Origin of the sequence: Streptomyces sp. NL15-2K (assembly GCF_030551255.1) — a bacterium.
GTDB lineage: Bacteria > Actinomycetota > Actinomycetes > Streptomycetales > Streptomycetaceae > Streptomyces.
This window is the reverse complement of record NZ_CP130630.1, coordinates 9585651-9611943: the sequence shown is the minus strand read 5'-3', so window position 1 is coordinate 9611943 and position 26293 is coordinate 9585651. Positions and strand designations below refer to the sequence as shown.

General features: G+C 73.5%; 2 protein-coding genes. Both read right to left on the bottom strand.

Annotation, left to right across the window (positions count from 1 at the left end):
- Positions 1 to 3: 3 nt before the first annotated feature.
- Positions 4 to 14007, bottom strand: a complete 14004-nt coding sequence (locus Q4V64_RS42705; protein WP_124444608.1) for an SDR family NAD(P)-dependent oxidoreductase — start codon at positions 14005 to 14007, stop codon at positions 4 to 6.
- Entirely contained in the window at positions 14004 to 26291 is a 12288-nt protein-coding gene (locus Q4V64_RS42700) for an SDR family NAD(P)-dependent oxidoreductase (protein WP_124444607.1), read from the bottom strand. Before Q4V64_RS42700 ends, Q4V64_RS42705 begins: the two co-directional genes overlap by 4 nt.
- Positions 26292 to 26293: the final 2 nt, after the last annotated feature.

Here is a 26293-nt window from a genome sequence, read left to right as displayed (position 1 = left end):
CGCTCACTCCTGGTCCAGCGAGGGCCGCAGCAGGCCCGCGATCCGCTGGAGGTTCTCCTCCAGCACGATGGTGAAGTGGTCGGCGTCCATGGCATGGACGGTCAGACACGTCGAAGAGACGAGGCCGGCGAGCCCGTTGCTGGTGTCTCCGTCCGTCCGCGGTATGGCCGGCATGCCGAAGGGGTTGCCCGGGGCGGAAAAGCCCCGCTCGGCGTGGAAGACGGTGACGTCCACCGCCACGGGCAGCGGCACCGCCTCGTAGCCGTCGAGCAGTTTGCCGTTGAGCTGGAGCACGTCCCACTTGCTGCGCATCAGCTTCAGCACGTGGTCGTGGGCCAGGGTGGCCGGCGAGTTGCCGACGACATGCCGGGCCATCGCGTCGAACTGCTCGTCAAGGGTGAGACCGCGTAGTAGCTCCACGCCGATCTGCTCGTCGACCCGCCACAGCTGGCATGCGGAGTTGCCGATGAGCATGAGGGCCAGGTTCTCGCCCTCGCTCTCCTCGATACCGCTCGCGTCCACGCCGTCCCACGCACCGGTGCCGGGCATCAGCGGGTCCACCAGGTACAGATGGGAGACCTCCTCCCCCGCAGCCAGCAGCTGTTGCGTCATCTCATAGGCGACAACGCCGCCGAAGGAACAGCCGCCTATCCGGTAGGGGCCGTGCGGCTTGCGCCGGCGCAGCGCGGCCAGATAGGCGGCGCTCATCTGCTGGATGTCGTCGAACGACCGGAAGGACAGCTCGTAGTCGACCTGTTCCATGGCGAACACCGGGTAGTCGGGGCCCAGATGGCGGGAGAGGTAGACGCAGTAGCTGACGTCGCCGAAGAGGTGGTGGGTCCAGAAGGTGGCAGGGCGCTCGCCACCACCGTTCACGGACACCAGATGGGCGCCCTCGTCCTCGTCGGTGTTCTCGTACCCGTCCGCGGTGTTCGGCTCCGGCTGCGAGTCCCGCTCTGCGTTCGTGAACGGGTCGGCGTCGCGGAGTCGGTCCGCCGCCGACGGATCACCCAACAGGCTCACTCCCGACGGGAATTCGCGTACGACTGGTGGCGGGACGATCAGGCGATGCCACTCGGCCGGTTCGGTCTCGGCGACGGTGAGAATCACCGTGCGGTCCGCGCCGGCCAGCGGTTTGGGCGCGTAGTCCGCAGCGGCCCGGCCGAGCGTGCCCCGCCAGGCGCCCGCCGCCGACAACCAGGGGGCCAGTTTGCCCTCGGGCAGGGGCGGCTCGGCGAGTGCGCTCAGCACGCGGGCGGCGCCGGCCGCCACCGTGGGTACGTCGGAACCGGCGGGCAACATCTCCTCGTCCAGCCGCTCGCGGGCGCCCCACGCCTCGCCGAGATCGATCGCGGCGGCGCGGACCTCGTCGGCCTCGTCGCCGCCCGCGGGGCGTCCGGGCACAGCGGGGGCGACGAGGGTCAACTGTTCGACCTCGTGGCCCTGTTCGGCGAGAGCACGGGCCGCCTCGACGGCCACCAGCGCGCCGGTCGAGTATCCGGCCAGCCGGAAAGGTCCGAAGCGCCGTTCACGCAGGACCGCCTCGGCACAGGCCTGGCCGAGTTCGGCCATCGTGGCGGTGGAGGCGGGCGGCTGTGTTCCGAACCCCGGGGCCTGGACGCCGAGGACCGCTCCCGCTCCTGTCAGGCCGTCAAGGAGGTTGACCAGCCAGCTGAGTTCACCGGTGTCCCCGTACAGGGCGAAAACGGGTGGGCTTTCGTGGTCCGCGGGCGGGGCCAGTTCGAAGACCCTGGCTTCGAGGGGCACCGGGGGCGGGGCCTGGACCGGCGTCTCGGTGCCGGGTGCCGTGCGCTGTTCGTCCGGTGCGGGTTCCCGCTCCGCGGCGGGCGCGTCCGCCGCATGCCCGTCCGCCGCCAGGTGGGCCGCCAGGTCGCGGACCGTGGAGTACTCGAAGATGGCGGCCATCGGGACGTCCTCGCCGAACCGGGCCTGGACGCGCTGCATGATGCGCAGCGCGGCGATGGAGTCGATGCCGTACGAGGCGAAGTCCCGGTCGAGATCGAGGCTTCCGGCGGTCATGCCGACGCCTTCGGCGATGATGGCTCCGAGTTCTTCCACGGTTCCGGCCGGGGGCCGCGCGGCGACAGCGGCGGCGAGCGGGGCCAGGACAGGGGCGGAAGGCGGGGCCGGGGCCTGGGTGGGAGGCGGAGCCTCGACCCGAGCAGGAGTGGGAGGCGGAGCCTCGACCCGAGCAGGAGTGGGAGGCGGAGCCTCGACCCGAGCAGGAGCCGGGCGGACAGCGACCGCGGGATCGACGGCCCGGCTCGCTCGCGGTTCCGGCTGCGGCCGGGCCTCAAGGACCGGCTCGTCGGCAGGCAGCGGCGCCGGGGGGACCGCGGACGGCGTCGTGACCGCGGTCTCGGGAAGCCAGTAGCTCTGCCGGGCGAACGGATAGGTCGGCAGGTGCAGCCGGGCTGGTCGGCGTCCGCCACCGTGCAGCGCCGACCAGTCCATCGTCGCTCCACGCGCCCAGAGGGAGCCGATGCGACGCAGGCCCTCCTCGGCTCCCGAGGCGAGCAGTCGCGCGGGATCCGGGCCGACGAGCGCCGCGAGGTCGGCGCCGCCTTCGGCCCGGCCGAGCGCGACGGTGCCGTCGGAGGGCACGGACCCCTCGATCACGGCGCGCAGTGCGGCGGTCAGTTCCTCCCGGCTGGATGCCACCAGGGCGAGCCGGCACGGCAGTTCGGGGCGTCCCGTCTGCAGGGTCCAGGCCAGATCGGCCAGATCGGCATCCGCGTCGGCGCCCCGGAACAGGTCCCGTTCGACGTGCGCCAGCAGGCCGATGGCGTACTCGGTCAGCTGCTCCTGATGAACGGCGCTCAGCACGACGAGTTGCGGCCCGGGAGTACCGCGGCCGGCCGACCCGCCGCGGTACTCCTCAAGCACCACATGGGCGTTGGCACCGCCGAAGCCGAAGGAACTGACACCGGCGCGGCGCGGTACCTCCCGGCCGTCCACGACGCGGCTGTCCCAGGGGCGGGCGCTGTCCACCAGATGGAACGGGCTGCGCTCCAGCTCGAGCAGCGGGTTGGGTCGGTCCAGGTGCAGCAGCGGCGGCAGCATGCGGTGCCGCATCGCCAGGACGGTCTTTATGACGCCGGCGACGCCCGCGGCGGTCTCCAGATGACCGACGTTGGTCTTCACCGTGCCGAGTGCGCAGTCCCGCCCCGAGCCGTCCCACCCGCTGTGCCGGAACGCCCGGGTGAGGCCCTGCAGTTCGATGGGGTCGCCGAGCACCGTGCCGGTGCCGTGCGCCTCGACGTAGCCGATCGTGTCCGCCCCGACCCCGGCACGCCGGAGTGCGCTGCTGATCACGGCTGCCTGGGCCGTCGGAGAGGGAGCGGTGAGGGACGTGGCCCGCCCGCCGTGGTTGACGGCGCTGCCCAGGATCACCGCGTGGATCGCGTCGCCGTCCGCCTCCGCGCGGCTGAGCGGTTTGAGGAAGAGCGTGCCGACGCCCTCGCCCCGCGCGTAGCCGTCCGCCCGGTGGTCGAAGCTCTTGCAGCGCCCGTCGGCGGCGAGCATCCCCGAACTGCCGAAGGCCTGGAAGCCGTTGGTGTTCAGGATGAGGTTGACGCCACCCGCCAGGGCCGCCGAGCAGTCGCCGTCCTGGATCGCCCGGACCGCGCGGTGGACGGCCACCAGGCTGCTGGAGCAGGCGGTGTCCACCGGCTCGCTCGGGCCGTGCAGGTCGAGCAGGAAGGAGAGGCGGTTGGCCAGCATGCTGTGCTCGTTGCCGGTCGCCATCTGCCCGTCCACCGGAACCCCGCGCGACAGCAGAAGCTGCGAGTACTCCGACGAGGCGACGCCGACGAACACTCCCGTGTCGCTGCCGGCGAGCCCGAGCGGGTCGTGGCCCGCGTCCTCCACGGCTCGCCAGGCCGTCTGCAGGAAGAGGCGGTGCTGGGGATCCATCAGCCGGGCCTCACGGGGCGAGATCCGGAAGAAGTCGGCGTCGAAGTGGTCGATGTCGCTCAGGAACCCGCCGATTCCCTCAGGTGAGGCCTCGTCCGGACGACCGGCCGGGGCCGTGCCCACCAGGTCGCGGCCCGCGATCAGGTTGGCCCAGAAGGCCTCCAGGTCGGGGCTGCCGGGAAAAGCGCCGGCCATGCCCACGATGGCGACCGGCTCGGGGCCGGTTCGCGGGACGGCCGCGACGGCCGCCGGCTCGGCGGGCGCCGCAGCGGGCTCGGACACCGAGGTCCGTGCCAGGGGCGCCGAAGCGGGCTCCGAGGCCGGCGTCCACGCCGGGGGCGCCGGAGTCGCCGGGACGGGTACGGACGTGGCGATGAGGTCCACCAGCCCGGCGAGATCCGGTGCGGCGTACAGGGCGGTGGGGCTGACCGGCACCCCCAGGTCGGTCTCCAGACGGGCGGCCAGGGCCAGCACGCTCACGGAGTCGAAGCCGTAGTCGCTGAGATGATCGGCGAAGTCCACGTCGTGGGCCGAGACGCCGAGGACCTCGCCTATCCCGGAGACCAGCGCGGCACGCACGCGGTCCGGCGTGGCCGCCGCCGTGACGGGCACGGACTCGGCCGCCGGGACAACTTCGGGCTCGATGGGCGAAGAGGCGGGCACGAGCGGCCCGGCAGGCTCGGGCGCCGAGACGGTACCCGCAGGTGCCGAGACGGTACCCGCCAGGGAGGTGGGAGCCGGTGTGTCGGACATCCAGTAACGCTCCTCGGCGAAGGGGTAGTGCGGCAGCGGGACGACCCGGCGTTCCTGGTCGCGGTCCTGCTCGGTCCAGTCCACGGGGGCTCCTGAGATCCAGGCCGCGGCGAGCGCGGCCGGATCGTCGGTGGGGCGTGCAGGCGGCCGCGGCGCGCGCCGCACCCGGCCGGTCAGTACTCCGTGCTCGGTGCCACGGCCTTCCAGGTGGGCGGTCAGCGCGGCCACGGCTCCGGCCGTGTCCGCGGCGACGAAGGCCAGGCGGTACGGAAGCGCGGTACGGCCGAGTTGCAGGGTCCGGGCCACGTCGGGGAGCGGCAGACCGGCGCCTTCGGCAGCGAGCCGGTCGCGCAACCGCTGGGCAGCGAACCTCAGTTGCTCCTCCCGGTGCGCCGAGACCACGACGACCTGCGGCCGCTGCAGGCCACGCCCTTCCCTGGGCCGGGACGGCGGAGCCTCCTCGACGACGACATGCGCGTTGGCACCACCGGCGCCGAAGGCGCTCACGGCCGCGCGCCGGTGGCCGTCGGCGGGCCGTGGCCACGGGGTCTCCACGCGTACCGGGCGGAGGCCGGAGCCCTCGATGTCCGGGTGCGGCGGGTCGCAGTCGAGCGTGGGCGCCAGCCGCCCGTGCCTGAGCTGCAGCAGCACCTTCGTGAGCTGCGCCATGCCGGAGGCCGCCTCCAGGTGGCCGATGGCGGGTTTCACGGAGCCGGCGTACAGGCCGCCTTCCGGGCCGTACAGGTCTCCGAGCGCCATGGCCTCCAGCGGGTCGGCCAGCGGGGAGCCGGCGGACGCGGCCTCCACGTACTGGATGTCCCCGGGGCGCAGCCCGGCCCGGTCGAGCACGCCGCTCAGCAGGCGGTGCTGCGCTGCCCGGTCCGGTGTCGCGTAGGCGCCGGTGGAGCTGTTGGAGTTGATGCCGGAGGCGAGGAGTACGCCGTGCACCCGGTCTCCGTCGCGGAGCGCGGCCGCAAGCGGTTTGAGGACCACGGCGCCGACGCCCTCGCCGGTGACGATCCCGTCGGCGGCCGCGCTGAAGGCCCGGCCTCGGCCGTCGGAGGAGAGCATGGTCGCCGCGGACAGAGCCAGGTGATGGGAGGGATGAAGCACCAGGCTGACCCCGCCGGCCACCGCTGCCGCGCACTCTCCGCCGCGGAGTGACGCACAGGCGAGGTGGAGTGCGGTCAGCGAGGAGGAGCAGACGGTGTCCACCGCGATACTGGGCCCGCCGAACCGGTAGACGTGCGAGACCCGGTTGGCCACCGACCACGCCCCGGAGGGCGGGGCTTCTCGGTGTCCTCGGCCCCAGCGCTCCAGGGACAGCTGTTGGTACGGGGATCCGCTGACGCCGACGAACACGCCCACGCCCGGCGCACCGGCCCGCGCGCGGAGACCTTCCGCCGTGCTGCCGGAGTCCTCCAGCGCCTCCCAGACACACTGGAGGAACAGCCGTTCCTGAGGGTCCATCCGTTCCGCCTCGCGGGGCGAGATCCGGAAGAGACGTGGGTCGAACAGGTCAACGCCCTCCAGGAAGCCGCCCCAACGGTGCGGGGGCCGGCCGGGGGCGTCGTGGTGCTGGGAGGGCGTCCAACGGTCCTTGGGCACCTCGCCGATGGAGCGCCGGCCGGTGCGGAGGTTCTCCCAGAAGGCATCCAGGGTGTCGGCTCCGGGGTAGCGGCCTGCCAGCCCGACGACAGCGATGGGCTCAGGCGGGCGGATGCTCCGCGGCGACCGTGGCCGCGCGTCGGAGCGCTCGCCTGTCGCGAAGGCCGCACCCCCGGACGCGACGGCCGGTTCAGCGGTCGCAACGACCTGCCCGGCGGCCGCGGAAGCCGGTACGCGGGTAGCCGGAGCTTGATCGCCGTCCTCCGCCTGCCGATCAAGCGCACTGGCGTCCGGCTCCGCGCTCGCGCCGTCGTCGCCGAACTTCCCCGCTGCGGCCAGCACCTCCGCGACGGAGCCGATGGTGCCGCCGAGAAACGGCAACGGACCGATGTCCGCGCCCAGTTCACGCTCGGCCCGGTCCGCGACCTCCATGGTGATCAGCGAGTCGGCGCCGTAGACCTCCAGCGGCGCGGCCGCCTCCAGCTCCTGCGCGGGAATGCGCAGGGCTTCGGCGAACGCGCCGGTCAGCCAGGTCACCGCCCGGATGAGTGCGTCGGCCGACGGCGAGGAGACAGCCGGCGCCTCCCGTGCCCGCTGCGGCGCGGGCCGAGGCGGCGCGGGGACGGTCACCGCTGCCGCGCCCACGGTCGGCACGTCGGTCCAGCCGTCGTGCTCGGCGATCAGGATGTGCTGCCCCGACTCCGCATCGGGCACTCCGGGCGCGCCCTGCGCGCGGACGTCCCGGAAACCGGACGCGGCGAGCACCGCCCGCCAGGCCGCGGGTTGCAGCAAGGGCGCGTGCGGCAGCCGCAGTTCGCCGTCCTGGTAGGCCCACCAGCCGTCGGTCAGGCCGAAGACCACGTTCACCGAGTCGAGCACCCGGGTGGCCTCGTTGAGCACCAGGACGCCGCCCGGACGCAGCAGCCGACGGCAGTTGGCGAGGGTCTGCCGCAGGTCGGGCGTGGCATGGAGGACATTCGCGGCGAGTACCACGTCCCAGCCGCCCGCAGGGAACCCCTGCGCCTGCGGATCGGTGGACACGTCCAGCGCCCGGAAGCGTACGAAGGGGTGTTCGGCGCCGAGGCGCTGCTGGGCCCGTCGCACCAGGCCGGTGGCCAGGTCGGTGTAGTCGTAGCTCAACCGGGACCCGTACGGTGCCAGGGCCTGGAGGACCGGACGGCTGGTGCCGCCGGTTCCGGCGCCGATCTCCAGTACCGAAGCCGCGGCGCCCGGCTCCTCGTCCAGCACGCGGGCGACCGCCGCCCGCACGGCGCCGGCGCAGGCGTTGTTGAAGAAGGCCGACCGCGGGTCGTCGTGGTACAGCGGGGCGACCCGGCGGTCGGAGCCGCCCGGGAACAGCAGTTCAAGTCCCGCTCTGCGGCCCGCGAGCACGTCGGGCAGCGCCGCGGCACAGTCGGCGATGAGTTCCAGCGCGCCCGCACTGTGCGGGTGGGTTCCGGCCAGGTCGGCGCGGAGCGTGGAGGCATCCTGGTGCAGTGCGGTCACCGTGCCGTCGGCCGTGAGGTGGCCGCCGTGCACCAGGGCCGCGTACGCGGCGGCGAGCAGCCGTCGCCGGCCGGGCACCACCGACAGGCGCTCCGCCAGCCGCTCCAGGTCGATCCGCTCCTTGGGACGCAGACCCCCGGGACCGCGCAGCGCGTCCATGATCTGCTGCCTGGCCAGTCGCTCCACCCGGTCGAAGTAGTCACGGCCGGGGAGCGCCGCCGTCCCGGTGCCCAGGCCCTCGGCCGCGCCTTCGGCGGCCGCGCCGGCCAGAGCCGGGGCGGCAGGCTCTTGAAGCCGCCGGGCCGGTCCGGCCGGCGGTGCGGCCAGGCGGATGGGTGCTATCTGCGTGACCGGTGCGGCGAGCACCCGGCGGAAGGCGTCCAGTCCCTGCTCGTCGCTGAGCGGTTCCACCCCGGAGGCACTGATCCGGGCCCGGTACTCGGCCGTGGCCACTGAGCCGCTCTCGCCCCAGAATCCCCAGTTGAAGAGCCGCACACGGCGACGCAGGCGGGCGCTCAGGTAACGTCCGAAGGCGTCCTGGAAGGTGGACCCGGCCGCGTAGTTGGCCTGGCCGGGGTTGGCGGTGTGCGAGATCGCGGAGGAGAACAGCGCGACGAAGTCCAGGTCCTGATCGGCCAGCACCTGCTCCAGCACCACCGTGCCGCGCACCTTGGGATCCAGGGCGGCGCGGAAGGTGGGCTCGTCCATCCGCTCCAGCGTTCGGTCCGCGAGGACGAAGGCGGAGTGCACGACCCCGTCTATCGAGCCGAAGCGTTCGCGGACCGCCCGGACGACCCGTCGCATCGCCTCGGGGTCGGTCACGTCGGCCGACTCGTAGAGCACTTCGGCGCCCGCCTCGCGCAGCCCGTCGAGGTATCCGGCGGGCAGCGCGTCGCAGGGCCGTCGGCCGACGAGGGCCAGTCGTGCCCCGTACCGCCCGGCGAGGTGACGGGCGATCACCGAGCCGAGTCCGCCCGCTCCGCCCAGCACAAGATAGCTGCCGCCGCGGCGCAGCGGCAGCGCGTCCTCGTCGGTGGGTGGCAGCTGCGCCTCGGCGAGTCCGCACTCCAGAAGCACGCCGCCGCGCAGCGCGCGTTCGGCGACCGTCCCCTCGTCAGCGGCTGTCGTGACCGCGTCCAGCAGGGCTTCCATGCCGCCGCCTTCGGCGAGTTCGGCCGGGTCGAGGTCGAGCAGACCAGCCTTCAGGAAGGGCAGCTCTCTGGCGAGCGACCGGGTCAGGCCGATCAGCGAGGCGGCGAACGGGTTGTCGGCGGGCACGGCCGGGTCCGGCTGCTGGACGCCGCAGGTGACCACGGTCAGGCGGGCTCCGCGCGGACGTGCGGCGGCGAAGGCGCGGGCCAGGTGGAAGAGCGCGACCGCGCCGCGTTCCTGGCTCCGTTCCAGGTGGTCCAGGTCCTCGTGGCTGTAACGGACGTGGTCGATTCCGCCGAGGAAGTACACGTCGGGGGCAGGCCCCGCCTCCGCGAGCAGCCGCGGCAGGTCGGTGGCGGGGTCGAGTCCGGCGAGGTCGGCCACCAGCGCACCCGGGGACCGCTCGGCGAGTCGTGCGCCAAGACCGAAGTCGTCCGCGGTGGAGAGCACCAGGGCACGCCCGCGCTCGGCGTCCGCGGGACGTGCGGGCTCGATCGCGGACCACTGCGGTCGCAGGTAGGTGACCGGCTCCCCGGCGGGTCGGGCCCGGCCCGCCACCGTGAAGTCGTCCAGGACGAGCACGGGTTGGCCGCTCTCGTCGGCGACCACCACGTCACAACGGGCGGTGGTGCCGTCCGAGCGCAGCAGCCGGGCGTACGCGTAACGGGCCGCTGCGGGCTCACCGAGCAGGCGCACCGCCGCGACGGACGCCGGTACGGGGGTCCGGGCCGCGAGTTCCTCGGGAAGGATGCCCTGAACCGCGTGCAGTGCGCTGTCGATCAGGCCGGCGGGTATGGATCCGGGGGCGACGGTCCCCGGCGCCGGCTCCAGTTCCACCAGGGCCTCACCGGCACCGCGCAGCAGTCGGCGGACCCTGCGGTAGGCGGGTCCGTAGGCAAGGCCCGCGGCTGCGGCCCGCTCGTACAGTTCCTCGCCGCTGACGGTCCCCGCGCAGCGTGAGCGCAGCACGTCCAGCTGAAGCCGTTCGGCGGGGTCGGACCGGCTCCCGCGGATCGTGCCGGTGCTGTGCACGGTCCGGGCATCGTCCTCCCCCGTGCTGATCTCGTATGTCGCGCCGTCGGCCGCCGGACGCAGCACGACCCGTACATCGCTCCCGTCGTCGCCGACCTCGAGCGGCACCCGCCAGCGCACGTCCGTCAGGGCCGAGGGACCGGCGCCCCCCAACGAGGCGGCGGCTCTGGCGAGTTCCAGCTGCAGGACCCCCGCGACGAGCCTGCGGCCGCCCACCACATGGTCGGCGATCAGCGGGTAGGCGGGTTCCAGCCGGACGGTGACGGTCTCGGCTTCCGGCTCGGGCGCGGTCGTACGGATCCAGTGACGGCCACCCGCGAACGGGTAGGTGGGCAGCGGAATCCGGCGTACTCCCGGGCGGTCGACGCGCTGCCAGGGGATGTCGGCGCCGGCCGTGAACGCACGGCCGAGTTCGTCGAGCCGACCCTCCTGGGCGAGGCGAACCAGCTGTTCGGGGTCCTCCTCGGCCGGCGCCGCCAGGTCGGCCCGCCCGGTGAGCAGGCCGCTGACGGCACGGCCGGCGAGGTGTCCGCGCAGGGCGGGAGCGATCTCGGCGACGTCCCGTACGACGAGGGCGAGCCGGGTGTCGAGCTGGTCGCGCCCCTGTTGCAGGGTGACGGCCAGCGAGTCGAGCGGGAGCGCGGCGGCGTCGTTCCGTTCGAGGTGCTCGGCCAGCCGGGCGGCCACGGTCCGCAACCGCTCCTCGTCGCGCGCGGACAGCACGATCAGCTCGGGCCGGGCCGACGGGCCGGCCTGCCGTACGGGCGGCCGGTACTCCTCGACGACGACGTGGGCATTGGCTCCGCCGGCCCCGAAGGAGCTGAGCGCCGCCAGTCGGGCCCGGTCGCCGCGCTGCTCCCAGGGCCGGGCCGCACGCGGTAGTACGAAGGGGGTTCGGGCGAGGTCGAGGGTGTGGTTCTCGTCGTCGCAGTGGAGGGTGGGCACAATGGTGCGGTGCTCCATCTGGAGCAGGATCTTGGTGAGACCGCCGATCCCCGCCGCCGACTCCGCGTGCCCGATATTGGACTTCACCGACCCCAGAGCGCAGAAGCCGGTCTCGTCCGTGTACTCGCCGAAGGCCCGGCGCAGCCCCTCCACCTCGATCGGGTCGCCGAGCTGCGTGCCGGTGCCGTGCGCCTCGACGTATCCGACATCGCGGGCGTCGACCCCGGCGGCGCGCAGCGCGTCCGCGACCACCCAGCCCTGGGCCTGCGGGCTGGGCACGGTGTACCCGTTGGTGCGGCCGCCGTGGTTGACGGCCGTGCCCCGGATGACGCCACGGATCGGGTCACCGTCCGCGACGGCGGCCGACAGCGGCTTGAGGACGACGGCGCCGACACCCTCGCCGGGCACGAAGCCGTCCCCTCCCGCGCCGAAGGCCCGGCAGCGTCCACCGGGCGCCAGCATCCGCAGCTCGGAGAGGACAACCCACTTACTGGGGTGGACGTTGATGCAGACGCCGCCCGCGACGGCGACGCGGCTCTCCCCGGACCGCAGGCTCTCGCAGGCCAGGTGGAGCGCGGTCAGCGAGGCGGAGCAGGCGGTGTCGACGACCATGCTCGGGCCGTGCGCGTCGAGCCAGTACGAGAGGCGGTTGGCCGCCGAGAAGTCCATCGCGGGTGCGATCACGCGATTGCCCCTGCCCCACTCCTCGGCGCCCAGCAGCCCGTAGGAGGAGCCGGTGACGCCGACGAAGACACCGACCGAGTGGCGTCCGCGGGTGTCGCGGGTGCGCTCGTGGAGCAGGCTCCGCGAGTAGCCGGCGTCCTGCAGTGCGCTCGCGGCGACCTCCAGGAAGAGCCGCTCCTTGGGGTCGCTGCGCTCCGCCTCACGCGGTGAGACGTTGAAGTAGGCGGCGTCGAAGCGGGCCACGTCGCGCAGGAAGCCGCCGGAGTCGCCGTACGACATGCCCGGCCGGCGGGCGCCGGGGGCGTGGTACTCGGCGTGTTCCCAGCGGTCCGGTGGAATCTCGCCCACGCAGTCACGGCCCTCGGACAGCGAGCGCCAGAACTCCTCCAGGTCCTCGCCGCCGGGGTAGCGGCCGGCCAGGCCGATGACGGCGATGGGCTCCTGGGACGCCGCGCGCCCGGACGGCGGCCGGGTCTCGGTCGGTGCCCGCTGCGCGGCGGGTGCGGCCGGAGTGGACGACAGCAGGCGGCTCAGCTGCTCGGCGTGCGTGCGGACCAGTTGAGCGGTGAGTTCGGCGACGTTGCGGTACTCGAAGAACAGCGTCACTGGCTGCGGGCCGAGCTCGTCCTCCAGGACGGTGGTGAGCTTCCTGATCAGAATGGAGTCCACACCGATGGTGGAGAACTCCTGGTCGCGGCGCAGCCGTCCGGCAGGCAGCCGGACGGTCTCCGAGACCAGCCCCAACAGCCACTTCTCCACGGCAACGGCCAAGTCGGAACGCGGACTTGTGGACGGGTCCGGGTTCGTCGTCGGACCGGCGGCCGGCTCGACGACGGGGTCGTCGGCGCCCGGATCGGTGGACGAGTGGTCCCGGGTCGCGCCGTCCGTCCGGTCCGTCATCCGTGAGGCGATGAAGTCCGCGGCCCTGGACGGGTTCCCGTAGACGGCCAGCCATTCGGCGCCCTCCCCGCGGACGGCCGCCTCCAGCGCGGCGAGGCCCTCCGCCGGTGGCATCGGGACCATGCCCTGGAGCTCCTCCAGCACACGCTGGTCGCTCCGCTCCAGGTCCATGCCGCCGCCGCTCCACAGCGGCCAGCAGACGGAGACGGTACGGCCGCTGCGTCGTCCCTCCCCCACCAGGGCCTCCCTGGCCGCGGCGAATCCGCCCAGGCCCCGGTTGGCCGCGGCGTAGTCGCTCTGGCCGGCCATGCAGAGGTAAGCGGCGGTGGAGGAGAACAGGGCGAGGAAGTCCAGTGGCAGTTCGGCGGTGGCCAGGTCGAGATTGCGGGCGCCGGCGAGTTTCGGCCTCGTCACCGCGAGCACGTCGCGCGGATCCTTGTTGACCACGTAGGCGTCGTTGTTGATCCCCGCGGAGTGCAGGATTCCGTGCAGAGCCCCGAACTCCCGCAGGGCGACTCGCACGGCGGTCTCGACGTCTGCGGCCTCGCCGACGTCCCCACGGACGTAGTGGGCCGCTCCGCCGAGCTCGCCGATCCGTGCGCAGGCCGCGCGGACCCGCTCTCCGGGTTCGGACCGTCCCATCAGGACGAACCGGGCACCGTCGCGCTCGGCCAGCAGTTCGGCTAGGCGCAGTGCGATGCCGCCCGCGCCTCCGCTGATCAGATAGCCGCCCCCTCGCCGGAAGACCGGCCGGTTCGCCGCCGGTGCCGTGGTAGGCAGCACGGTGCGAACGGCGCGGCCGTGCCGGTCGTGGCGGACCTGTGCGGCGCCCGCCCGGGCCTGGGCGAGTTCGGTGAGCCCCAGCCGCAGGGCCGCCTCGGCCCCGGCGGGTCCGGTGGGCAGGTCGGGGGCCTCGACGGCGACGGCCCGGATACGGCGGTCCTCGAAGCCGGCGATCTGGCAGAAGCCGCCCAGTGACGCGGCGACCACTTCCCGGCGCGGGCCGGTGACCACACAGGCGAGGTCCACCGGACCGTTCTCCCGGTCGGCGATCACCGCGCGCACCGCCGCGAAGACGGGGTCGAGGGCGTGTTCCGCGGCCTCGGCCGCGACGTCGACCAGGAAGACTGCGCGGCGCGGCGGCCGCCCCGTCCGGCGCCGGTCCGCCCACAGTCCGGCCCAGGCGGACGTGTCGGTCGGATCGGCGAGGTGCACCGTGGTGCCGGGCAGCGCGTCGGTGGCGCCGAGAGCGACCCGGAGTGCGCCGGCCGGCGCGGCGGCGAGTGACCGGCTGTCGGTGGCCACGACCATCAGGCCCGGCGGATCGGAGTCGACCGGGGCGGAGGCGGGCCGCAGCTCCCACTGCGGGCGGAACAGGGCCAGGCTGTGCCCGCCCGGCCGGAGCAGCGACACTGCCTGGGCGGGCGTGAGCTCGCCGGCGTCGACCCGGGCCAGGATGCTGCGGCGGAGGGAAGCGGACTCGGCGGTCATACGTGGGATCCGTTCTCGCTCGTGGTCATCAGCCGGTCGACCTCGTCGACCGACAACTCACCGCGCTGCAGCGCCTCCAGTACGCCCTGCAACCGGCCGTCGGCCGGGGCGTCCGCCGGGGTACGGACCGCGCCGGGTACCTCCGTCACCGGGCCGTGGGCCCAGTGCCACTCGGGTGCGAACGGGTAGGCCGGCAGGGACACCCGCCGGGCGCTGCCGCGCGGGCCGTGGAGCACGGACCAGGGGAGGTCGGCCCCCGCCGCCCAGGCGCGGCCCCGGTCCAGGAGGTCCTCGGGCACAGGGCTCTCGGGCCCCGGGGCGTGCGGTCCTGCGGTGCCGACCGCGTACCGGCCGGGCCGCCCCGCCAGGAAGGCGCCGAGTTGCTCCCGGATCTCCTCCTGGTCGGAGGCGACCAGGGCGAGCCGCGCGGCCATCGCGTCCCGGCCTTCCCCGAGCGTGAACGCCAGGTCGGGCAGCGGGACCTGATGTGCGGACAGATGGTCGAGCAGCCGCCGCGCGGCTGCCCGCAGCCGGTCCTCGTCACGGGCGGAGAGCAGGACCAGCTGCGGGCCCTCGGCCGCCGGCGCGGTGGCCTCCCGGCCGGGAGGTTCCTCCAGCAGCACATGGGCGTTGCCGCCGCCGAAGCCCATCGAGCTGATCCCGGCCCGGCGCGGAAGCTCTCGCCCTGCGGCGTCCGTCAGCCGTTGCCACTCCCGGGTGGCGCCGACGACGTGGAACGGGCTGCCTTCCAGTTCCAGCAGGGGGTTGGGCCGCCGGTAGTGGATGCTGGCGGGCAGCGTGCCGTGCCGCATCGCCAGAACGACCTTCACCAGGCCCGCGATGCCGGCGGCCGCCTCCAGGTGGCCCATGTTGGACTTGATGGTGCCCAGGCCGCACCAGGGGGCAGCGACGTCGCCGTGTTCTCCGGTGAGTTCGGCGAAGGCGAGCCGCAGACCGCGTATCTCGATCGGATCGCCGACCACTGTGCCGGTGCCGTGCGCCTCGATGTAGGTGACCGTGCGCGGGTCGACTCCCGCCCTGCGGTACACCGAGGAGATGAGGTCCGCCTGAGCGGCCGGGCTGGGCACGGTCAGGGACTGCACGTGCCCGCCGTGTCCGGTGCCTGTTCCCCGGATGACGGCGTGCACGGTGTCGCCGTCCGCGAGGGCCCGGCTCAGCGGCTTGAGCAGCACGGCGGCGACTCCCTCACCGCGTACGAACCCGTCGGCGGACTCGTCGAAGGTGCGGCAGCGTCCGGTGGGCGAGAGCATGCCGGTCTGGCCGAGCGCCACGTACAGCGGCTCGGTGAGCACCAGGTGCACGCCGCCCGCGACGGCCTGGTCGCAGTCGCCGTCGCGGATGGCCCGGACGGCCGCGTGCAGGGCGAACAGCGAACTGGAGCACGCGGTGTCGACGGACTGGCTGGGTCCCCTCAGGTCCATCAGGTAGGAGACCCGGTTGGCGATGATGCAGTGTGCGAGTCCGCTGCTGGAGTGCGCCTCACGGTCCCTGCCGATCGCCGTGAGGTGGCCGTCGTAGTCGTGCGAGGTGGCTCCCACGAACACGCCGGTCCGGGTGCCCCTGAGCTCCGAGGGCCGATGACCGGCGTCCTCCACCGCGGCCCAGGCGGCCTGGAGGAAGAGCCGCTGCTGGGGGTCCATCAGATCGGCTTCCAGCGGAGAGATCCCGAAGAAGCCGGCGTCGAACTCGCCCACGCCGTCGATGAAGGCGCCCCATTTGCTGTTGGTCCGCCCGGGGGTGCGGACCGGGTCTCCGTGGATGCGCCGCCAGTCGAACCGCTCGGCGGGTATCTCGGTGACCAGGTCGGCGCCGTCGTGCAGGTTGCGCCAGAGCGCGTCCGCGTCCGGCGAGCCGGGGAACCTGACCGACAGGCCGACGATGGCGACCGGATCGTCGACGACCGCCCCCACCTCTTCGCGCGGCGGCGCCGGTTCGGGCGCGTGCGTGGGGGCGACGATGAAGCGGGCGCAGGCCTCTGGGGCGTGCTCACGCAGGTAGTGGGCGACGGCGTCGAGTGTGGTGCGCTCGTAGAGCAGCACCTTCGGCAGCTTCCCGAAGTCCTTCTCCAGCCTGCGGACCAGTTGGATCGCCCCGAGCGAGTCGAGACCGTACCGGTCGAAGGTCGCGGTGGGGTCGATGTCCGTGACGGCCAGTCGCAGGAACTCCGCGAAGATCCCGCTGAGGTGGGCGATCACGGAGTCCCCCGATCCGGCGTCCGGTGCGGGCCCGAGCGCGGCAGCCCCTTCCCCGGCGGCGGACCCGGCGGAGTGCTCCGCGGAGACCTGCGTGCGTATCGGACCCGCGGCCACGGCGAGCAGCACCGACTGGTCCAGTTCGCTCTCGTCGAGGCCGACCGCACCGAGCGGACGGACTTCCGTGAACCCGGCCGCCACGAGCGCCTGGCGCCAGCGCGGTACGTCCAGCAGGGGTGCGCCGGGCAGACGCTCGGCGGGTTCCTCGAACGCCCACCAGCCGGGGATCATGCCGAACATCAGGGCGAGGTAGTCGAGGTTGCAGGTGACCTCGTTGAGCACCAACAGGCCGTCCCTCGCCAGCAGGGTCCGCAGCCGGTCGAGGCTTCGCGAGATCCGCCGGGTGGCGTGCACGACGTTGGCCGCGAGCACCAGATCGGCCGAGCCGGGCTCGAAGCCCTGCTCCGCGGGGTCCCTCTCCAGGTCCAGTACGTCGAAGCGCAGGGGGACGCCGTGGCCGCCGAACTCCCGCTCGGCGGCGCGGAAGAAGGACGCCGAGACGTCGGTGTAGCGGTAGTCGACCAGAGCGGCGTCCGGGCCGAGCGTCGCGAGGAGCCGCAGGACCCGGTCGCTGGTTCCGCCGGTACCCGCTCCGATCTCGACGATCCGCACCGGCCGGCCCGGCTCGGCGGCCAGCCGTTCGGCGGCGAAACCGTGCACGGCGCGGGCGACCAGTTCGTTGTAGTGGTCGGCGATGGCATTGCCCCGGTAGATGTCGGCGAGCACGTTCGGGTTGTCGCCGGAGAAGTACAGCTCCAGCGGGTCGACCCGGCCGGCCAGCACGTCGGGCAGGGCGGGCAGGCACTCACCGACCAGCCGCACGTGGGCGGAGAGTTCGGGGTGCCGGGCGAGCAGCGTGTCCAGCTCCCCCGAGGCGTACGGGCTCGGGTCGGCCGCCCGGCCACGGCGCAGCACGCCCTCGATCACTCCGGTCAGCCGCTCGTACGAGGGATCGGCGGCCAGCGATGCCGTCGCCCCGGGTACCAGCGGATCGCCGCCCAGGCGGCCGCGCAGATCCGCGTCGAGCATTCGTGCCGCGGTCGTACCGAGACGCCGCAGGGCGGTCGCGACGCGCCGGTCGTCGTACGTACTGCCGCGCAGGTAGGTGTCGACGGCCCGCTCGGCAGCTTCGGTCGGCCCGGCACGGCCGGTGGTGACGGCGGCCGTCGCGGACAGGCCGCCGGGTGCCGGCACGGCCGGCGTCACGGGTACGAACGCGGGCGCGGGTACGGGCGCGGGCGTCACGGCGGGCGCCGTCAGCGACCTCGGCGGAGTCGTGACGGCGGGGAGCGGCACGCCGGGGGGCGCCGTCGAGAGCGCGGCAGGCCGCTCCGGGCCGGCCGCGCCGGTGACCGGGGCCGCCGGCCAGTAGCGGTCACGCGCGAACGGATACGTGGGTGCTGCCAGCCGGGGCGCGGATGCCTCGGGGCGGGACGACCAGTCCACGGTTTCCCCCTCGGTCCACCGGCGTGCCGTGCGCACGGCTTCGGCTGACGGGTCGGTGCCAACCAGGCGCAGCGGGTCGCCGGTCAGCCCGGCGGCCAGGAGTTCGTCCAAGCCGCGCAGCAGCGCCCGGCGGTCGGACGCGACGACGGCGGCACGGGTCTCCAGTGCGAACCGGCCTTGTTGCAGGGTGGCGGCGATGGAGTCGAGCGGCTCGTCCGAGTCGACGAGGAAGGCCCGCTGACGGGCGATCACCTCCAGCAGCCGCCCGCTGTCGGCGGCCGAGTACGGGAACACCAGCGGCCCCTCGGACAACGGTGTCCGCCTCGGGGACGACGGGGACTGCTCGACCACGACGTGGGCGCACGCCCCGCCGAATCCGAACGAGCTGACACCGGCGCGGCGCGGCCGGCCGGAGGCGGGATCCCAGCGTTCGGTCGTTTCGTTGACGCGGAGCGGTCCGCCGTCGAAGTCGCAGTACGGGTTGGCGCGAGCGTACCCGGGCATGGCCGGAACGAGGCCGTGACGTACGGTCAGCGCGGCCTTGATCAGGCCGGTGAGGCCGGCCGCCGCCTCGGTGTGGCCCAGGTGGGCCTTGGCCGTGCCGACGGCGCAGAAGCCGGTACGGGAGGTGTGCCGGCCGAAGGCCGCGACGAGTCCGTCGACCTCCACGGGGTCGCCCAGCTTGGTACCGGTGCCGTGGGCCTCCAGATAGCCGATGGTGTCCGGGCTGACGCCCGCGTCGGCCCAGGCGGCTTCGAGAAGTGCGCTCTGCCGCTCGGGGTTGGGCGCGGTGACGGCCCCGGCCCGTCCTCCGTGGTTGGCCGCGGTGCCCCGGATCACCGCGTGCACCGGGTCACCGTCCCGCAGCGCGGCGGCGAGCGGTTTGAGCAGGACGGCCGCGACCGCCTCGGCCGGAACGTAGCCGTCGGCCCGTTCGTCGAAGGCGTGGCAGGCGCCGCTCGGCGACAGCGCGCCGATCGCGGAGAGCTGCGTGTAGTGCCGGGGCGTGAGGATGAGATTGGTGCCCGCGGCGAAGGCCATCGCGCACTCGCCGCGGCGCAGGGCGGCCACGGCGAGGTGCACGGCGTAGAGCGAGCCCGAGCAGGCGGTGTCGACCGTGAGGCTCGGCCCCGTGAGGTCGAAGAAGTGGGAGGGCCGGTTGGCCGACATGGACACGGCGGTGCCGATCGGCTCGTACGGCCCCACCGGGCGGTCGCGGCGGATCATCTCCTCCTCGTAGTCCCGGAAGGAGCGGCCCACGAACACCCCGGTGTCCGAGCCGTGCAGCCGGCCGGCCGCCGCACCGTCCTCGGCTGTCTCCCACAGCACTTCGAGCAGCAGCCGGGACTGCGGGTCTGTCGCCTCCGCCTCGTCGGGCGACATCCCGAAGAGAGCGGCGTCGAAGCGGTCGGCATCCGCGAGGAAGCCGCCGCGCGGGCAGTCCGTACGGCCGTCGCCGCCCTGCGGGTCGTAGACCGCGTGATGGTCCCAGCGGTCCGCCGGCACGTCGGTGACCAGGTCCGCGCCGCTCAGCAGCCGTTGCCACAGTTCGGCGGTGTCGCGGGCTCCGGGGAAGCGGCCGGCCATGCCGATGACGGCGATCGCCCCGTCGGCGGATTCCTCGGACGGCCTGTGCGCCGGTCGCGCCAGCCGGGAGGACTCCTCGGGGAACTCGGCGCACAGGTGCGCGGCCAGCCGTCCCACGTCGGGGTGGCGGAAGAAGACGGTGGGCACCAGGGGGCGGCCGAGGTCGGCCTCGATCCGGTCGTTCAGTGTCATCAGGTCGGCCGAGGTGAGCCCGAGGTCGAGGAAGCCGCCGGGGTCGGGGGCGACGGGTGTGCCCAGTAGTTCGCGGACGAGTTCGTTGAGGTAGCCGGTGACGGCATCGAGTACGTCGTCGCCCGATGGCATGTCGTTCGCCTCCTCGGCGGTGGCTGTGCGGGCGGCCTGGGGTCCGCCCGGGTGGGGCGCGGCGGACGGCGGCAGGTCGCTGCCGGGGCTGCCGGCGCCCGCGGTGATCCACCTGCGGCGCCGTTCGAAGCCGGTGAGCGCGAGCGGGGTACGGCGCGGTTGGTGGCCTTCGGGTGCCTGCTCGAGGACCACATGGCAGTTGGTGCCGCCGAACCCGAAGGAGGACACCGCGGCGCGGCGCGGCAGCCCGGGCTCCGACTGCCACGGGCGACCGGACGTGACGGGACGGAACGGGGTGCGGTCGAAACCGAGCCTCGGATGCGGCTGCGCGCAGTGCAGTGTGGCGGGCAGGTATCCGTGCTGCACCGCGAGCACCGTCTTGACCAGCGAGGCGATGCCACCGGCGTGCAGCAGTGCGCCGAGGTTGGACTTGACCGAGCCGACCGCGCAGTGCTGGGTGTCGCTGCCCAGGCTGCGGTAGACCTCCGCCGCCGCGTGGATCTCGATGGGGTCGCCGAAGCGGCTGGCGGAGCCGTTGACCTCCAGGTAGCCGATGGTGGACGAGCCGACCCCCGCGGCCCGCATCGCGGTGCGCAGCAGATCCGTCTGCGCCTCGTGGCTGGGGGCGGTGAGGCCGAGGGTGCGGCCGTCGTTGTTCACGGCGGAGGCGAGGAGGGTGGCGAGGATCTGGTCGCCGTCGCGCAGGGCCCGCTCCTCGGTCTTCAGGAGCACCATCCCCAGTCCCTCGCCCGGCACGGTGCCGGTGGCCTCCCGGTCGAAGACCCGGCTGTGCCCGTCCTGCGAGAGCACGCCCGCACGGCCGAGGCCGAGGTAGACGAACGGGTCGAGCAGCAGCTCGCAACCGCCCGCGATGGCGTAGTCGCATTCGCCGGCCAGCAGGCTCTGCACCGCCTGGTGCACGGCGACCAGCGAGGAGGAGCAGGCGGTGTCCACGGCCAGGGACGGTCCCCGGAAGTCGAAGACATGGCTGATCTGGGTGGCCACCATGTTGGGCAGCGCGCTGACCAGGAGTTGGGGAGTGGTCGGCGGGCCGCCGATGCAGTTGCGGCGGACGTAGTCGTTGGCGCCGACTCCGAGGAAGACGCCCACTTGTTCTCCGGCCACTTCTTTGCGGGAGTAGCCGGCCCGGTCGAGCAGTTCCTGTGCCAGTTCCAGGCAGAGCCGCTGCTGCGGGTCCATCCAGGCGGCGTCCTGCTCGCTGATGCCGAAGTACTCCGCGTCGAAGTGGTCGATGCCGTCGATGAACCCACCCCAGCGGGCCGCCTCGACCACGTCGGGGTCGGCGCCCGCGAACCAGGCGGGCGACCAGCGGTCGTCGGGGGTACGGGACACCGAGTGGATGCCGCGCACCAGGTTCTGCCAGAACTCCTCGACGGAAGGTGCCCCCGGCACCCGGACCGACGCCGCCACGACGGCGATCCGCCCGGTCGGCGCCGCCGGCCCGGGTACGGCCGCCGCCGCGGACGCGGGCTTCGCCCCGGTGGGCGGGACGAAGGCCGTGTGCGCCGCCGGGGTCCGCTCCGGTGCGGTGGCCGGGGATGAGGACGGGGCCCACTTCGCGGTGGGAGACGGTTCCGCGGCGAATACGGGGGCCGGTTCCGCGCCGAGGGCAAGAACCGGTACGGGGTGTTGTACCGGCGCAAGGTCGGCGCCCGGCGAAGAAGCGGGTGACCGTTCCCGGGCAGAGGCGGAGACAGGTTCCTGTACGGAGGCCGGGCCTGGGGAAGCGGCCGGAAGTTCCTCGGCCAGATGCTCCGCCAGCGCCCGCAGGGTGCGGCGGCGGGCGACCACGGACGGCACGATGGCGGTGCGGTAGCGCTGTTCGAGCACGTCGAGCGCGCGCATCGCGGCGATCGAATCCACTCCGTAGTCGGCGAGATCCTCGTCCGGGTCCAGGTCCTGTGCGGGCAGCTTCAGGACCTCGGCGAAGATCTCGACCAGTTCCTGGCGCAGAGCGTCGGCGCCGGCACCGGTCCGCTCGGCCTCGACCGGGCCGCCGGCCGCCGCGTCCCCGTCCGTATCCGTATCCGCGTCCGCATCCGCATCCGCATCCGTGCGGTGCATCGTGAGCCGCTGCTCCAGTCGTGCCGCGTCGCCCCGGAAGACGGCGAGTTGGCCGGCCTCGTGCCGGAGGGCGAACTCCAGGGCCGCGAGTCCGTCGGAGGTGTCCAGCGGTTCGAGGCCGTTGACTTCCAGCACCGTGCGTTCCACCGCGGGGTTGATCCGCATGCCGCCTTCGGCCCAGAGCGGCCAGTTGACCGACAGGCTGCGTCCGTGCCGGGTGCCCCGGGCGCGCAGTGCGGCCCGGTGGTGGGCGTACGCGTCGAGGTAGCGGTTGCCGGCCGTGTAGTCGGTGGTGCCGACGGTGCCGAGCACCGAGGTGGTGGAGGAGAAGAGCAGGAAGTAGTCGAGCGCGGCTTCCCGGGTGGCCTCGTCCAGCAGACGGGTGCCGAGGATCTTGGGCGCGGTGACGCGGTGGATCCCCGCGCTGTCCTTGTTGAGCAGCAGCCCGTCCTCGACCACCCCGGCCGCGTGCAACACCCCCGTGAGTGGGCCGAGTTCGGCCACGACAGCTGACACGGTCCCGGCCACCGAGAGCCGGTCGGTCACGTCACAGCTGTAGTACTGGGCACGGGCGCCGAGTGCGACCAGTTCGGCGACCGCCGCCTCCTGCTCCGCTCCGCGCGCGGACCGGCCGAGGAGGGCGATGCCCACCCGGGCCCGCCCCGCGAGGTGACGGGCCACCAGTCGTCCGAGTCCCCCCGCGCCCCCCGTTATCAGGTAGGTTCCGCCGTCCCTGGCCACGGGGACGGGCGGGCCGTCGGCCGACAGGACGCGTCGGAAGCCCAGCACCTCGCGTCCCGCCGGGGTGACCCGTACCTCGATGTCCTGCCAGGCGGCGGCCTCGGCGAGCAGGGCACGGCACTGGTCCGTGCGGCCGAGAGCCGGGTCCAGCCGCACCGTCTTCAGTGCCAGCTTGGGCTGTTCCCGCCGTACGCCGCGGGCGAGGCCGCCCACGGCGGCGTGCTCGGGGTCCTCCTCGGCCCCGGCGTGGGCGTACACCACGGGCAGGGTGGTCGCACAGGACGTCAGCCAGGCGCGGGCCAGCGCGAAGGCGCCGTCGCGCGCCGTGGAACCGTCCTGGGTGAGGGGCCACAGATGCAGTACCGCGGCGGGGACGACGCCTTCGTCGCCGAGTGCCCGTGCCAGGGCCCGGTGGTCGTCCTCGGCCGACGGTTCGACCGTGAACTCGTCGGGGCCGGTGCGGGCGAAGGCCGTCCCGGAGCGCACGGCGATCACACGGCCGGCCAGGCGGCGCAGTTCGGCCAGGCGTTCACTGTCGTCGTCCAGCACCAGCAGCACGCCGTCCGGCCGGGCGCCACGCGCGGCTTGGGACGCCCAGACGGGCTCGTAGATCAGCAGGTCCGCGGGCGCCTCGATGTTCGCGTTCGTGCCCGGGGCCTCACCCGCGTGTGTGCTTACCAGGGCTTCCTCGGTACGAGGAGTCCGGTCGGTCATCGGGATCCAGCACCGGCGTCGGTCGAACGGGTAGGTGGGCAGCGAGACCCGCCGCCCGGGAGTGGCCGACCAGCCCGCGTCCGTGCCGACGACCCAGGCCGCCGCTGTCTCGGCAGGACCGCTGCCCTCGACCGGGCCGCCGGAACCCCGCCTGACCCGGCCGGTGAACAACCGGGCCGGATCCGCCTGGCCCGCTCCGTACATGGTGAGCAGGTCGATCAGTTCCGCGGTGTCCCGGGCCACCGCCGCCAGCCGGTGCTCCATGGCCCGCCGCCCGACACGCAGCGTGTGGGCGACATCGCCGAAGCTCACCTCGGGGTGCTCGGCCAGGAAGCGGCCCAACTGGTCGGCCTGGGCCCGTAACGCCTCGGGGGTACGCGCGGACAACGGCACGACCTGGTGGTCGGCCGGTCCGGTCCGTACACCGTGCCCGCCGGCGTGTTCCACGTGCCCTTCGTACTCCTCCACGACCATGTGGACGTTGGCCCCGCCGAAGCCGAAGGCGCTGATCCCGGCCCGTCGCGGCGCGGGCAGCCCGGTGCGCGGATCGGTCACCCGCGGCCAGTCCCGCCGCTCGCGCGCGACGTAGAAGGGGCTGTCGTCGAAGGGGATCTCCTGGTTGAGCCGCTCGGTGTGCAGCGTCGGCACGATGGTCCGGTGCTGCATGGACAGCAGCACCTTCGTGAGGGCCGCGATACCCGCGGCGGCCTCCAGGTGACCGACGTTGGACTTCAGTGAGCCCACCGCGCAGAATCCGCGGCGGTCGGTGGAACGGCGGTAGGCCTTGGTCAGCGAGGCGATCTCGATCTGGTCGCCCAGCGTGGTGCCCGCGCCGTGCGCCTCGATGCTGGTGATGGTCTCCACCTCGACGTCCGCCCGTCGCAGCGCCTCGAGCACCACCCGGCCCTGCGCTTCCGGGCTCGGCACGGCGAAGCCGCTGGTGCGGCCCGAGTGCTGGACTGCCGAACCCCGGATGACGCCGTAGATGTGGTCCCCGGCCGCCTCCGCCTCGGCCAGCGGCCGCAGCATCACGGCTCCGACTCCCTCACCGGGCACATAGCCGTCGGCGCCCTCACCGAAGACCCTGCAACGGCCGTCGGTGGACAGCAGGTTGTTCTCGGCCAGCCGTAGGTACTTGAACGGGTGCAGGGACAGGTTCACCCCACCGGCGAGGGCTGCCCGGCACTCCCCGCGCCGGATCGCCTCGCAGGCCAGGTGGATCGTGGTCAGCGAGGAGGAGCAGGCGGTGTCGAGCGAGACACTGGGACCCCGGAAGTCGAAGGCGTACGAGACCCGGTTGGTGATCAGCGAGAAGGTGGAGGCGACGATCTGCGGGTTGTCCCGGGCGAGTTCCTCGATGGCGTGGAGCTGGTAGTCGTTCCACATCACGCCCGCGAAGACGCCGACCGCGCCGCCGGTCTGCCGGCCCAGCTCCTCCGGGGTGTAGCCGGCGTCTTCGACGGTCTGCCAGGCGGTCTCCAGGAAGAGCCGCTCGTGCGGGTCCATCAGTTCGGCCTGGCGTGGCGAGATGTTGAAGAACAGCGGGTCGAAGTCCTCGATGCCGTCGACGAATCCGCCCCACTTGCCGTGGGTCTTTCCCGGCTCGCGGCGTCCGGATGCGAACCAGGGTGCGTGGTCCCAGCGCTTGGCGGGAACCTCGGTGACGCAGTCCCGGCCGTCCCGCAGCACCCGCCAGAACTCACGGATGTCCGCTGCGCCCGGGTAACGCCCGGCGAGACCGACGATGGCGATGGGCCCGTCGGCGTCTTCGGACGGCGGATTCGGGAGACGGACTTCGGCGGTCGGCCAGGAGCGTGACTCGGTGACCGGGACCTCCGCCGCGGCCGGCTCGCCCCGTTCCTGCGGCACGGGTGTGCCGCCACCGGTCAACCGGTGTCCCTGGCCTTTGAGATGGGCGGCGAGACTGTTCACGGTCGGGTACTCGAACAGCAGCGTCGGATAGAGCTCGGTGTCGAGCAGTTTCTCCAGCGAGACGGCGATGGTGAGCAGGTTGACCGAGTCCAGGCCGAGGTCGTAGAACCCCCGCTCCTGGTCGACCGGTGCGTCCCCGCTGTCCAGGGCCTTGGCCACCAGGTCGCTGATCGCCTCCTCCAGGCTGCGGTGCTCCTCCGTCGGCTCCTCGCCCGGCTCCTCGGCCGGGGGCAGCGAACGCGGCGCGGGCGGAGCTGACGGCGCGCCGGTCTCGCTCTCGGCCAGCCGGGTGATCAGGTCGGCGGTGCGGACCCGTTTGGCGCGAAAGCCGGTGATCCGGGCGACGACGCTGCCGTCCGGGTGGCAGATGTGGAGGTCCGCGGTGACGGTCTCGGCGTCCAGTTCCCGTTGCTCGACGCGTGGGACGTACACCTGGGCTGCCGCGCCCAGGCGGCCGTACGCGCGGAAGGACTCGATGTAGATCGGGATGAACGGCCGCGCGGCCCGTTCCCGCTGCGCGGGCTCGAACTGGAGGAACGGCACCAGGGTGGAGAAGTCGAGGGTGACCGGGTGGATGTGGAAGTGGTCCAGGTACTCCTGGGCGTCGGGGCCGAGGCGGACGTCGCCGAGGGAGAAGCCGTCACCGCGGTACACGGTCCCGTCCACCTTCATGAAGTCCCGGTGGTGGATGTCCACTTGGCGCGCGAAGGCGTACAGCGTGTCGGCGTCGCAAACCTCGTCGGCGGCGGACTTCAGCCGGTCCGTGTCGACGCGTCCCGCCGGCTCGGCCGCGGACAGCCGGATCTCGGCCTGGAAGTTGGTCTCCCAGGCCTCGTCCAGCACGACACCACCGCTGGTCGGACGGCTGCGCACGGTGACGGGCAGGACGCCCTGCGGAGACGGGGAGTCCACGGCGATCTGCAACTGCCGGTCACGGTCGCCGGCGGCGACCACGGGCGCGATGAACAGGCAGCGGCGCAGTTCGGCCGCGGCCGGGTCCACGCCGGCGTGGCGGAGCAGCCGGAGGACCAGGTCGAGGAAGAAGACGCCCGGCAGGACGGGGGTGCCGTGCACGAGGTGGCCGCGCACGATCTCGTCCTGGGCGGTGACGCTGGTGACCAGGTGGCGGCCGGCCAGGCGGTGCTGGTCGGCCTCGAAGCGGGGATCAACCACGGTCGACATCG